We start from the raw sequence: 12,662 nt of genomic DNA, 5'->3' as shown, positions 1-12,662 counted from the left end.
GCAGGGGGGCGCGTTGTTGTGGGCGGGTGAGGGAGGGCGGCGGCCGGTCGGCGGGCTCCTGTGCCGGGGCGGGGCCGGTCGGGCGGTGGTCAGCCGGGCCCGACCGGCCTGCCGGTGGCCGGTCGGTCAGGTGGTCGGTCCGTCAGGTGGTCGCGGAGGTCTGTACGGGGGTCTGCGCCGGGACGCCCGCCTTGGCCCCTGCCTCGGGGCCCGCTTCGGCCCCCGTTGCCGGGCCCGCTTCGAATCGCACCTCGGACCCCGTCTCCGAGTCAACTTCGGACCCCGTCCCCGAACCCGCGATCCTCGTCGACCCCGGCACCCCCTGCGGCCTGCGCAGCAGTGCCGCCGCCACCAGTGCAGCGACCGCCGTCAACCCCGCCGCGATCACCAGGCACAGGTGCAGCCCGTCCAGGAACGCCTCCGACATCGCGCCCAGCGCCCGGCCCTGTTCCGCGCCCAGGTCGAGGCGGGCCACCGCGCCGAGGCCGCCCTCGTTCACCGCCGCGCCGATCCGCCGCGTGGCCGCCGCCGAGACGCTCGCGTCCGCGAGGTGGCCCGGCAGGGCGTTCGCCGCCTTCGTGCTCAGGACCGCGCCCAGCACAGCGGGGCCCAGCGCGCCGCCGACCTGCCGGAACGCGTTGTTTCCGGCCGCCGCCATCCCGGCGAGCTGATGCGGGACCGACGCGACCGCCGTGGCCGTCATCGGCGTGATGACGAAGCCGAGGCCGACGCCCAGCAGGACCAGCCGCCAGGACAGCGAGCCGTACGACGTGTCCACGCCGACCGACGTGAGGGACAGCAGCGCACCCGACGTCACCAGCAGGCCGCCCGTGATCAGGACGCGCGGCGACCAGCGGTGCATCAGCCGTGACGCGGGCTGCGAGACGACGATCGCCGCGAGCGTCACCAGGATCATCCGGCCCGCCGACTCCAGCGTCGTCAGCTGTTGGACCATCCCGAAGTACAGGCTCAGCGCGAAGAAGAAGCCGATCAGGCCGAGGAAGCTGATCATCGCGACCAGCGTCGTCGCCGTGAACGCGGGGGAGCGGAACAGCTTCAGGTCCAGCATCGGGCTCTCGCTGCGGCGCTCGGCGACCACGAAGACGACGGCACCGACGGCCGCCAGCACCAGGGCGACGACGACTCTCGCCTCCGTGAACGAGCCCGCGCCGCCCTCGATGACGCCGTACACCAGCGCCGTGATCGTCACCGCCGCGCTGATCTGCCCCGGCCAGTCGAGGCGGCGGGTGCCGGGCGCGCGGGAGTCGGGGACCAGGCGGGCCACCAGCACCAGGGCGAGCAGCGACGCCGGGATCGGCAGCAGGTAGATCCAGCGCCACGCGAAGTGCTCCAGGATCAGCCCCGCGATCACCGGGCCCAGCGCGAGCGCGCCCATCAGGGACGTCGCCCACAGCCCGACGAACTTGCCGCGCTCCCGGGGGTCGGGAACCGCGTGGCTGATCAGCGCGAGTGTCGTCGGCAGCAGCGCCGCCGCGCCGAGGCCGGACACCGCCTGCCCCGCCCACAGCACCCCTATCGACCCCGCCGACAGGGCTGTCGCCGCGCCGACCGCGCTGAACAGGAGCCCGGTGAGGAACACCTTCTTACGGCCGTGTACGTCGCCGAACACCCCCGCCGTCAGGATCAGCGCGGCCATCGGCAGCACGAACGCGTCGCTCACCCACGACAGTTCAGCCGTCGACGCGTGCAGCGCCCGCTGGATCGCCGGGAGGCTCACCGACACGGTGGTCACCGGCAGATAGGCGACGAACACCCCCACACAAGCCATCACGAGCGTCGCCGCCCGCCGCTCGCGCGGGGTGTCCGTCGTGGTCGAGACGTTCACGGGTTCTCCCTTTCCCTGGTGTGGCTGGGGGCAACTTTCCGCCCCGAGGGCGGGAGAGACCGAGCCACAACAGGGTCGGCGCCGGAAATCCGACATCCGAGGGGGGTTCCGCGAGGATCTACGACACGAACCGGCGTTCCGGTCGACGTGCTCTCAGTACCCGACCCGGAACGTCGCGTCCTGCCGCTCCGTCGCCGTCGAGACCGGGTCGATCCGCAGCGCGTAGTCGTAGTGCCGGATGTACCGCGTCGGGTTGTTGTACGACCGGAACGACGCCCAGCCCGCGTCCGCGAGGCCCGCCGTACGGTAGAACGTCGCGTCCCCGGCGAACGCCGACGTCCCGTCGTTCACGTCCAGTCGCAGGACGTAGTCCGAGTGGCGCAGGTACCGGTCCGGGTAGTTCACCGAGCGGAACGAGACGCCCGAGCTGTCCGCGAGGCCCGGGACCAGGGTCCACAGCGAGTCCTTGTACGGCTCGATCGGGTACTCGTCGATCCGGCCCGCGTAATCGGAATGGCGGACGTAACGCGCCGGGAAGTTGTACGACTTGAGCCGGTTCCAGGCCGGCGCGCCCCACTTGGCGAGGAGGTTGTCGTACTCCGCCGTCGTGATCGGGACGATGCCGCAGTGCTTGGAGTTGACCGGCTGCGTGTACGTCTTCTGGTCGAGGGCGGTCCACGTGCCGGTCGCGGGGCTGGTCGACTGCCAGGCGTAGAACACGCCGTTGGGGGTGTACGTGTCTCCCCACAGCCACCAAAGGCCGCTGTTCGTCAGGGACTTGACGATCGTCGGGGCCTCCGTGCCGCCGTGTGCCACGCCCGCGCTGTACTCCGTGAAGCTGCCCGGGTCCAGGGTCGTCGAGCGGGCGCTCACCAGGGTCTGGTTCTTCTTGAAGTACAGGTAGTTGTAGCCGTTCACCCCTACGGCCATGTCGCCGTCGATCACGTCGTAGCCGGGGTCGAAGAACACCTGCGGCGCCGACGCCGTCACGAAGTCCGTCGTGTAGTTGACCATGATGACGTTGTGGCCGCTGGAGTTGACGGCCGAGTAGATCACGGCGTACTGCTGCCGCCCCGCGTCCCAGAACGCCTCCGGGGCCCAGCTGTGCGTGGTCATGTCGTGCAGCTTGAGCCGCCGGTACCCGGTGAAGCTCCGCAGATCCGCCGAGTCCCACACGTGGATGTACTGGCTGTTGTAACCCCAGTCCGTCCCCTTGAGATCCGTCGCCAGCACGACGAACGCCCCGCTCTGCTTCCGCATGACGAACGGGTCCCGCAGCCCGAGCGCGCCCGCCGTCGGCGTGACGAGGGGGTTGTTCTGGTTGAGCGGCGTCCAGTTCAACCCGTCCGGACTGACGGCCAGATGCAACCCGTAATCCGTACCGTCCCCGAGATTGGTCGACTCGGTGAAGTAACACATCGCGTACGCCGAGTCCGCCGCGTACGCGGTACCACCTCCCAGCATCAACGCGGCAGGCACAGCGGCACCCATGGCAAGAAGCCCACGGCGCGAAAGGTGGGGCAGTTCGCTCATCGTCTGATCTCCGGTGCGGGGGAATCGGCCGTCCGAAATCCCGGACAAGGTTCGGGAAATCGATCAGAAGGTAGGGGGTGGGAGAACGGAGGTCAATGCTTCTGACACGAACGGGGTGACCTGTGGGGGAGTTGTGAGCCGGGGGAGGTACCCGGACCTCCGTGGGATCCGGGTACCTCAGGCGTGGTCAGGCCGCCAGTTCCTTCCTTATGCGGTCCAGCATGAACGCCGACGACTCGTGCGCCCGTTCCTCCCACGCGAACACGCACGCTGTTGCCACGCCGTCGAAGTCCAGGTCGCGGAGGGTGGTGAAGAAGGTGGGCCAGTCGACCTCGCCCTGGTCGATGTCCAGGTGTTGGTGGATGCGGGCCGGGGTGCCGGGTGGGTTCATGATGTAGCGGAGGCCCGAGGAGCCTTTGTGGTTGAACGAGTCGGCTATGTGGACGTGTTGGAGTTTGTCGCCGGCGTAGCGGAGCATCTGGGCGATGTCGGCGCCTGCCTCCGCGGCGCCGGACAGGTGGAACGTGTGCGGCGCGCAGTACAGGTAGTTCACCCACGGTTCGTTGATCGCGCGGACCAGGTCGACCGCAGGCGTGTTCTCCTCGCAGAAGTCGTCCGGATGCGCCTCCAGGTTCAGAGCGATGCCTTCGCGCTCGAACAGGGGGAGCAGCTCCTCCAGCGAGCGCCAGAACGCGGCCTCACTCTCGGCGGCCCGCTCGGGACGCCCGTTGAACTCGCTGTTCATCAACGGGCATTCGAGCTCGGCCGTGATCTCGATCATCCGCTTCCAGTACCGCACGGCGGCCTGCCGCTCGGACTCGTCCGGCGACGACCACTTGTAGAGCGGCAGCACCGAGGACGGCTGAACCCCGTGCGTACGAAGGGAGTTCTTCAGCTCCGCGATCCGCTCGTCATCCGCACGCGGGTGCGCGAAGAACGGCATGAAGTCGTCCCGAGGCGACAACTCGATGTACTCGTAACCGAGTTCGGCCACCGTCCGGACCATCGCGTCGACCGGCAGCGCACGGAACATATAAGGGTCGAGGGCGATCTTCACGCGGCACCTCCGTAAAGGGCGGGACGAGGCTTCAGGTCGGTCGGGACGACGAGGCCGGACTCCAGGGCCTGGACGGTCGCCGAGGTGATGACGGTCGCGGCGTACCCGTCCCACGCGGAGGGCCCCGCGGGGGCGGCACCGGCGCCGACCCCCGCGACCCACTCCCGGAACTCCGTGTCGAACGCGCTCCGGAACCGCTCGACCCAGTCCGTGAGGACGGCGGACGTCCGCTGCCCGGCACCACGCAGCGCCACGACCGCCGGATCCGGCAGCCGCACGACCCCCTCCTCACCGACCGCCTCGCACTGGATGTCGTACCCGTACCGGCAGTTGACGAAGACCTCCAGATCGATCCGCACCCCCTTCGCCGTCTCGAACAGCATGATCTGCGGGTCCTTGAGATGCGCGGCCCGATGCCGCGTGGCACGCGGCGTGACGACCTGCGCGGAGACGATCTCGTCGTCCAGCAGCCAGCGCAGGACGTCGACTTCGTGGACGGCCGTGTCGAGCGCGGCCATGTCGGAGGTGTACGAGTCCGGTACGCCGGGATTGCGGTGCGCGCAGTGCACGATGAGCGGCGTACCGATCCGCCCGGCGTCGATGACCTCCTTCAGCTGCCGGTACCCGGCGTCGTAGCGCCGCATGAACCCGACCTGCACGAGCCGCCGCCCGTAAGCCTGTTCGGCCTCGACGACGCGCAGACAGTCCTCGGCGGTGGTGGCGAGAGGCTTCTCGCAGAAGACGGGTTTCCCGGCGGCGACAGCGTTCAGGACGTGCTCGGCGTGGGTGGGTCCCCAGGACGTGACGAGGACGGCGTCGACGTCGTCGGCGGCGATGACGGAGAAACCGTCCGGCAGGACCCGCGCTCCCACCGGCGCGGCGGCCTCGGCGGCACGCGCCGGATCGATGTCGGTGACAGCGGTGACCCGCGCCCCCGTCACCGTGTGCGTGAGCCGCCGTATGTGCTCCTTGCCGATCCACCCGGCGCCGATCACACCGATGCGTACAGTCATTCCAACAGCTCCGATCAGGGCCGGGAGTAGCGGGCGCGAAGCTCCGCCTCCAGGGTTTCGAGCGTGCGCCCCTTGGTCTCGGGGACGTACCGCTTCACGAACGCGAGCGAGAAGAAGCCCGCGACGACGAACAGGAAGAAGGTGGCCGAGACGCCGATCCCGTCGACGAGGGACGGGAAGACCAGCCCGATCACGAAGTTGGTCAGCCACAGCACGACGGCCGCGACGCCCATCCCGAACCCGCGCATCCGCATCGGGAAGATCTCGGACAGCATCAGCCAGGTCACCGGCGAGATCGCGCCCTGCTGGAAGGCGAGGAAGGTGACGGTCATCGCGAGGACGGCGTACGCGCGCCCGTCCCCGGCGGGCAGCGTCAGCGAGAACACCCCGATGAGGAACAGCGCGACGATCGTGCCGGCCTGCCCGGTCATCAGCATCGGACGCCGGGGCACTCGCCCCAGCAGCCAGATCCCGACGAACGTCGCCAGCACGGAGATCACCCCGTTGGCGATGTTCGCGGTGAGCGCGCTGTCCGAGGTGAACCCGGCGTCGGTGAGGATCTGCGTCCCGTAGTACATGATCGTGTTGACCCCGGTGATCTGCTGCACGATCGCGATCCCGAACCCGACGACCATCAACTTCCGCAGCCACGGCGTGGACTTGACGTCCCGCCACCCCCCGAGCCGCTGCTCGGCGTCCCGCGCGGCGAGCGCCGACACCTCGGCGAGTTCGCTCTCGGCCCGTTCCCGGGACCGGACTTGACGCAGCACGTCGAGCGCCTCGGCGTACCGGGTCCGCGAGGCGAGCCACCGAGGGCTCTCCGGCATGACGAGCATCCCGAACCACAGCACGACCGCCGGCAGCGTCGCGACGACCAGCATCCACCGCCACACGCCGCCCGACTCGTCCCCGACGTCCGCGATCACCGCGTTGGACGTGAACGCCAGCAACTGCCCGCTGACGATCATCAGTTCGTTACGGGTGACCAGCGCCCCGCGCCGCTCGGCGGGCGAGATCTCCGCGAGGTACACCGGCACGGTCACCGACGCCCCGCCGACCGCGAGCCCCAGCACGAACCGGGCCACGACCATCGACGCCGTGTCCGGCGCGAGCGTCGCCCCGAGCGCGCCGACGAAGAACAGCACCGCGAGCGCCAGGATCGTCCGGCGCCTGCCGCGCGCGTCGGACAGCCGCCCGCCCACGACCGCGCCCAGCGCCGCGCCGAGCAGCAGCGAGCTGGTGACCATGCCCTCGGTGAACGGCGTCAGCCCGAGGTCGTCCTTCATGTACGGCAGGGCGCCGTTGATCACGCCCGTGTCGTAGCCGAAGAGCAGCCCGCCGAACGTGGCGACGAGGGTGACGACCCGCAGCCGCCGCGCGACCCCGGGGGAAGCCTCGGCCGCCTCTGTCTCAACGGCCATCGGCCGGCCTCCGTGTCCCCGTGAGCCCGCAGCCGGCGAGGTGCTCGCGCGTCCCGACCGCGATCGGCAACGGCACCTCCGGCGCGCAGGGGTACAGATCCTGCTCGACGATCACGAACAACTCGGCGTCCAGCTCGGCCAGTTCGGCCACGACGTCGGCAGGGCCCGGCACCCCGGCGGGCGGTGACACGCACACGCCCCGCTTCACGGCCTCCCCGAACGACAGCCCCTCGGCGGCGACTTGGGCCAGCACCTCGGGGTCCATCTGCTTGATGTGGACGTACCCGACGCGCTCCCCGAACCGCCGGATCAGGTCGACGCTGTCGCCACCGCCGTACGCGACGTGCCCGGTGTCCAGGCAGAGGTTCGTGTACCGGGAGTCGGACTCGTTCAGGAGCCGCTCGATCTCCGGCTGGGTCTGGAGGTGGCTGTCGGCGTGCGGGTGGACGACGAGGTGGACGTCGTACTCGTCGAGGAGGAGTTTCCCGAGGCGGTCGGCGGTCTTGCCGAAGCCCGCCCACTGCTCGGCGGTCAGCTCGGGGGACTCCGTGAACGCGCCGGTCTTCTCGTCCCGGTACATCGGCGGGATGAGGACGAGGTGGTGCGCGCCCGCCGCCTGGGTCAGCGCCGCGACCTGGCGGACGTGCGCGAGGGTCTCGTCCCAGGCTTCCGGGCGGTGCAGCGCGCCGAACGCCGTACCGCCGGAGACCTGGAGGCCGCGCGCGTCCAGCTCCGCCTTCAGCTTCTGCGGATCGGTGGGGAGATAGCCGTACGGACCGAGTTCGAGCCAGCGGTAGCCCGCCTCGGCCAGCTCGTCGAGGAAACGGGGGTAGGGGACCTGGTGCTCGTCCTCGGGGAACCAGATGCCCCACGAGTCGGGGGCCGAGCCCAGGCAGAGATTGCCCGCGGTAGCGCGGAGGGAGGCCGGCGCCTTTGCCATGACGTGTCCTTCCGGATGGCCTGGAGCGCTCTACTGGAGCGCTCTATGTGAGTACGATCGGGCCTGTGCAAATGTCATGTCAATAGGTCGTTACGAGGAGATGTCCGGGGGTTCCCGGCCCCACGTACAGTGGGCCGCGAAGGGTGGTGGACGTGACGGTGGGAAAGCGGCCGACGATGGAGGACGTCGCCGAGCGCGCGGGTGTCTCCCGGGCGCTCGTGTCGATCGTCTTCCGCAACCAGCCCGGCGCGAGCCAGGAGACCCGGGAACGGGTCCTGCGCGTCGCCGGGGAGATCGGGTACCGCCTCGACAACGCCGCGCGGCTGCTCGCGCGCGGGCGCAGCCGCACGATCGGCGTCCTCATCGCCGCGCACCAGCCCTTCCACGCCGACCTCATCGAGGGCATCTACCCCGAGGCCGAGCGGCTCGGGTACGACGTCCTGCTCTCCGCGACCGCGCGGGGACGCGGCGAGGACAAGGCCGTCGAGGCGCTCCTCGCGCACCGCTGCGAGGCCGTCATCCTCTTCGGCTCCGACGCCGAGCCCGCCGACCTCGACGCCCTCGGCCGCCGCACCGTCGCCGTCTCCGTCGGGCGGCGTGTCCCGCACGCCCGCGTCGACAGCGTCCACACCGCCGAGGGCAAGGGGGTCCGGCTCGCCATGGACCACCTCGTCGAGCTGGGGCACCGCGACATCGTCCACATCGACGGGGGGAAGGGACCCGGCTCCGCGGAACGCCGGCGCGCCTACCGGGCCGCGATGCGCCGGCACTCCCTCCAGCCCGAGGCGCGGATCATCGCCGGTGACCACACGGAGCAGTCCGGCATCGAGGCGGGGCGGCTGCTCCTCGCCGAACGCGGCGAGGGGCGTCCGCTTCCCACGGCCGTCCTCGCGGGCAACGACCGGTGCGCGATGGGGCTGATGATGTCCCTCGCACGGGGCGGGCTGGACATTCCGCGCGACGTCTCGATCGTCGGGTACGACGACAGCCACCTCTCCCACCTGATGCCGCTCGGGCTGACGACGGTCCGTCAGGACGCGCTGCTGCTCGCGGAGTACGCGGTGCGGTTCGCGGTGGAGCGGCTGGAGGACGAGCGACTGGAGCCCAGGGAGGCTGTGGTGGACCCCAAGCTGGTGGTACGGGGGACGACGGGGAAGCCGCGCGGGTGAGGGCGGGGGAGGGCGGTGTACGTCAACTCCCCACTCACCGCGTCCCCTTCTCCGGGGCGACAGATCCGACAGAGGGTCCGGCCGCGTGCCGCGTGAGCGCCCCGCACCCCCTTGCGCAACGCACCCGCACACCCGTTCCCCGGGGTGACGCGCCCCCAAGACCCCCGCGCGACCCCCACCGCCAGGGCGATCCTGACAGAGCCCGGCACACAACACCCGCACGGACAAGGGGACTTCAGTGGCCGACGACCTCCTCACCCGCAAGATCGCCCGCGGCTTCGACCAGCTCGACGCCGACGGCGACGGCCGCCTCACCGAACACGACCACGTCCTCATGGGCCGGCGTTCCGCCCGAGCCCTCGGGCGCGAGGAGGGTTCCGCCGCCGAGGACTCGGTCGTCGACGCGTACGTCGGGATCTGGCGCGACCTGCACCAGCCGTTCGCGGGCGGCGCCGACGCCATCGACCGGGACGACTTCATCGCCTCGACCCGCAGCCTCGCCGACGACCCCGAAGCCGCGTCCGCCACCCTCGGCCGCCTCGCCGAGGCCTTCCTCGCCATCGCCGACACCGACGGCAACGGCGTGGTCGACCCGGACGAGTTCTACGCCTTCCAGATCGGCCACTTCCCCACCCTCGACCGCGCCACGGCCGACAGCGCCTTCGCCCGCCTGGACCGGGACTCCAACGGCACCCTGTCCCGCGAGGAGTTCACCACGGCGATCCTGGAGTACTGGACGAGCCGTGACCCCGAGGCCCCGGGCAACTGGTGGACGGGAGTGCACCCGCTGGACGCGCGGTAGGGACGGCAGTGATGTGGATCACCGGCCTGCCCGCCGCCCCGGGGGAATGCGTGCGCGGTCATGCTGTTGAACCTGCATGCGACGTCATGCCACCACCGCCCACCGCAGGAACACCCCATGAACACGCGCCCCCCGACCCCGTCGACGGCCCCCTTCGGCGGCACCCGCCGCGCGAGCGTCGTCGTCATCGGCGGCGGACAGTCCGGCCTCTCCGCCGGGTACCACCTCAAGCGACGCGGCTTCACCAGCGCCCTCACCGACCCCGACGGCGAACGCACCTTCGTGGTCCTGGACGCCGAACCCGCCCCCGGCGGAGCGTGGCGGCACCGCTGGGAGTCCCTGCGGATGAACACCGTCAACGGCATCTTCGACCTCCCCGACTTCCCGCAACCGCCGGTCGACCCCGAGGAGCCGAGCCGTACGGCGATCCCCCGCTACTTCGCCGGGTTCGAGGCGGCGACGGCGCTGCCGATCCTGCGGCCGGTGACCGTCACCGCCGTACATCCCCTGGACACCCGGCCCGACGGTGAGCTGGCCGTCGAGTCCAGCGCCGGGACCTGGACCACCCGCGCCGTCATCAACGCCACCGGCACCTGGACCAACCCCGTCCTCCCGCACTACCCCGGTCAGGAGACGTTCACCGGCGTCCAGCTCCACACCCGTGACTACGTATCCGCCGAGCGGTTCGCCGGGCAGCGCGTCGCCGTCGTCGGCGGCGGCATCTCCGCGCTCCAGCAGCTGGAGGAGATCTCCCGGGTCGCCACCACGCTCTGGTACACCCGCCGCGAACCCGTCTTCCGGGACGGCGGGTTCGACCCGGAGGTCGAGGGCCGCGAGATCATCTCCAAGGTCGCCGCCGACGTCGAGGCGGGGCGGCCGACCGGGAGCGTCGTCTCGTACACCGGCCTCGCCTGGACCCCGTACGCCCTGGCGGCCAAGGCGCGCGGGGCGCTGGAGCGCCGGCCCATGTTCACCGCCGTCGAACCGCACGGCGTCCGCGAGGCCGACGGCTCCTTCACGACCGTCGACGCGATCCTGTGGGCCACCGGCTTCAAGGCCGCGCTGGCGCACCTGGACCCCATGCACCTGCGCAACGAGTCCGGCGGCATCACCCTGCTCGGCACCCAGCCGTCCGGCGAACCCCGCGTGCATCTGGTCGGGTTCGGGCCGTCGCAGTCCACGGTCGGGTCCAACCGCGCGGGCCGCCAGGCGGTGAACAGCCTGCTGCGGCAGTGGAGGACCACCTCCCGGGAAGCGGGGGTCCCCTCCTGAACACGCCACCCACCCCCTACGACCGCAGCAGATAGTGCAGCGTCAGCCTCCGCGCCTGCTCGGCGTCCACCCCCAGCGCCACCCCGATCACCTCCCACTCCGGCTCCTCGTCCTTCACCGAGTACGCCGCGTCGCGGGCGACCCCCCGGGTCATCCGCTCCAGCGCCCCCACCGCACGCAGCGCCGCGACCGGCGCCTGGTCGGCGAGGTGGGCGAGGCGCAGATGGAGGTGGTCGATGGCGTCGGCGAGGTCCTCCGGCACGGGTATCGCACGGCGCTCGACGGCGTCGATGTGCTCGCCCCAGTCCTCGTACGCGCAGAGGATGTCGACGTCGGCGAGGTCGTCGTAGGACATCGACGCACGGTCGACGGGGTACGTGGTACCCCGCCACCCGCACCTGCACGCGGCCCGGAACCCGGCGGTCAGCGGCCGGTTCAGACGCCCGTCGTAGGCCCACCACTCCTGCGTCCGGACGATGCTCGCGGCGCTGGACCCGAAGTCGAGGCAGACGGGCTTGGGTTCACTCCCGTCCGCGAGCACGGCCCCCGCGTACCCTCCGTGAGCCTCCCCGAACTCCTCCTGCGTCCACAGGTCCATCTCCGTTCCCCCTTCGCTGCCGGCGGCCGGGTGCGCGTTGCCACGAGCATGCCCCGACGGCCCTTACGGCGAACGGCGGTTGGCGCTACTGCCGGGGCGCCGGGTCCGCCTCCCGCTCCTGCGCGCCGAGCAGCGCGGCGAGGAGACCGGGGAACCGCCCGTCGGCGTCGTCGGCGCGCAGGGAGTTGAGCTTGGTCGTCCCCACGTAGTACTGCCGGATGACCCCGGCCTCGCGCAGCACGTTGAAGTGATGGGTACGCGTGGACAGCGACACCGGCGTGACGAACGTCCCGCAGCTCAGGTCCTCGGCGGCGCGGGCGAGTTGGGCGACGATGTCACGCCGTACCGGATCGGCGAGGGCCTCCAGGAACCGCTGGAGCGGGACGTCGGCCAGGTCGGGATGGTCGATGGTGCGGGCCAACGGGGACTCCATCGGGGCGAGAGACGAGGCGAGAGGCGGGGCGGGAGGTGAGGTGGGGAGCGGGGTGGGGGCGGTGCGGCCAGATCATCGTACGGAGGATTCGCTCGCCGCGTTGTACCGCACCAGATACCCGGCGAACCGCTCCAGATCCTCCACGGCCCACCCGTCGAGCCGCTCCCGGAACGCCTCGCGCCGGCTCTCGGTGACCTGCGCGAGGATCTGCCGTCCGGCGTCGGTGAGATACAGCCCCTGCACCCGCAGATCCGCGGGGTCGGGCCGCCGCTCGATCAGCCCGGCCCGCTCCAGCGCCGTCACCTGCCGGCTGATCGTCGACTTGTCGAGCCCGTGGTGCGCGGCGAGATCGGTCGCCCGCACACCCTCGGCCTCCTCCAGGTACCCCAGCAGCGTGTACGACACGAGCGTCAGCTCGGGATGCAGCCGCCCGGCGCTCGCCCTGGCCCGCCGGGCGAACGCGGTCATCTCCCGCTGGATGGTCTCCACGGCCTCGGAATCCACGCCGGACCTCCCTCCGCGCCTCTGGTTGCAGAGTACAACCGGATACGGGGGGCGGTCTCGCCGGACCCGTGGGG

Annotated in this window: 12 protein-coding genes; 3 read left to right on the top strand and 9 right to left on the bottom strand. The window is 71.2% G+C overall.

Annotated features, from left to right (window positions below):
• Positions 1-142: 142 nt before the first annotated feature.
• From ACQCO7_RS04805 to ACQCO7_RS04780, 6 genes are all read right to left on the bottom strand, one after another.
• Positions 143-1,789 (bottom strand): MFS transporter, encoded by a 1,647-nt coding sequence (locus ACQCO7_RS04805; RefSeq protein ID WP_464077149.1) that lies wholly within the window; start codon positions 1,787-1,789, stop codon positions 143-145.
• A 210-nt stretch (positions 1,790-1,999) separates the two neighbouring features.
• Positions 2,000-3,379 carry a glycoside hydrolase family 43 protein gene (locus tag ACQCO7_RS04800; protein ID WP_464070622.1) on the bottom strand — a complete coding sequence of 460 codons (1,380 nt, stop codon included), beginning with the start codon at positions 3,377-3,379 and terminating at the stop codon, positions 2,000-2,002.
• Between the two features lie 187 nt (positions 3,380-3,566).
• Entirely contained in the window at positions 3,567-4,436 is an 870-nt protein-coding gene (locus tag ACQCO7_RS04795) for a sugar phosphate isomerase/epimerase family protein (RefSeq protein WP_464070621.1), read from the bottom strand.
• Positions 4,433-5,449, bottom strand: a complete 1,017-nt coding sequence (locus ACQCO7_RS04790; RefSeq protein ID WP_464070620.1) for a Gfo/Idh/MocA family protein — start codon at positions 5,447-5,449, stop codon at positions 4,433-4,435. The genes ACQCO7_RS04795 and ACQCO7_RS04790 overlap by 4 nt, the downstream gene beginning before the upstream one ends.
• A gap of 14 nt (positions 5,450-5,463) precedes the next feature.
• The gene (locus ACQCO7_RS04785; protein ID WP_464070619.1) at positions 5,464-6,870 is read right to left on the bottom strand and encodes a sugar porter family MFS transporter; all 1,407 of its coding nucleotides are present in this window, start codon (positions 6,868-6,870) and stop codon (positions 5,464-5,466) included.
• Positions 6,860-7,810, bottom strand: coding sequence for a TIM barrel protein (locus tag ACQCO7_RS04780; protein ID WP_464070618.1), 951 nt, complete (start codon positions 7,808-7,810; stop codon positions 6,860-6,862). The genes ACQCO7_RS04785 and ACQCO7_RS04780 overlap by 11 nt, the downstream gene beginning before the upstream one ends.
• 176 nt (positions 7,811-7,986) lie before the next feature.
• On the opposite strand from ACQCO7_RS04780, the gene ACQCO7_RS04775 reads away from it, so the two are divergent.
• From ACQCO7_RS04775 to ACQCO7_RS04765, 3 genes are all read left to right on the top strand, one after another.
• Positions 7,987-8,979, top strand: coding sequence for a LacI family DNA-binding transcriptional regulator (locus ACQCO7_RS04775; RefSeq protein ID WP_464077148.1), 993 nt, complete (start codon positions 7,987-7,989; stop codon positions 8,977-8,979).
• A gap of 238 nt (positions 8,980-9,217) precedes the next feature.
• Positions 9,218-9,781: an EF-hand domain-containing protein gene (locus ACQCO7_RS04770; RefSeq protein WP_464070617.1), complete on the top strand. Its 564-nt coding sequence runs from the start codon at positions 9,218-9,220 to the stop codon at positions 9,779-9,781.
• A 117-nt stretch (positions 9,782-9,898) separates the two neighbouring features.
• Positions 9,899-11,053, top strand: a complete 1,155-nt coding sequence (locus ACQCO7_RS04765) for an NAD(P)-binding domain-containing protein (RefSeq protein WP_464070616.1) — start codon at positions 9,899-9,901, stop codon at positions 11,051-11,053.
• Positions 11,054-11,069: 16 nt separating this feature from the next.
• Here the strand turns inward: ACQCO7_RS04765 and ACQCO7_RS04760 are convergent, their stop codons facing one another.
• The 3 genes from ACQCO7_RS04760 to ACQCO7_RS04750 all read right to left on the bottom strand — a co-directional run bounded on the left by ACQCO7_RS04760 (position 11,070) and on the right by ACQCO7_RS04750 (position 12,552).
• On the bottom strand, positions 11,070-11,651 hold the full coding sequence (locus ACQCO7_RS04760) for a hypothetical protein (protein ID WP_464070615.1): 582 nt from the start codon (positions 11,649-11,651) through the stop codon (positions 11,070-11,072).
• Between the two features lie 85 nt (positions 11,652-11,736).
• Positions 11,737-12,084 carry an ArsR/SmtB family transcription factor gene (locus tag ACQCO7_RS04755; RefSeq protein WP_464070614.1) on the bottom strand — a complete coding sequence of 116 codons (348 nt, stop codon included), beginning with the start codon at positions 12,082-12,084 and terminating at the stop codon, positions 11,737-11,739.
• A gap of 72 nt (positions 12,085-12,156) precedes the next feature.
• Positions 12,157-12,552 (bottom strand): MarR family winged helix-turn-helix transcriptional regulator, encoded by a 396-nt coding sequence (locus ACQCO7_RS04750; protein ID WP_464077147.1) that lies wholly within the window; start codon positions 12,550-12,552, stop codon positions 12,157-12,159.
• Positions 12,553-12,662: the final 110 nt, after the last annotated feature.

The organism is Streptomyces saintjeani (assembly GCF_055409605.1).
The sequence above is the reverse complement of the archived record's forward strand: the minus strand, read 5'-3'. Positions and strand labels throughout refer to the sequence as shown.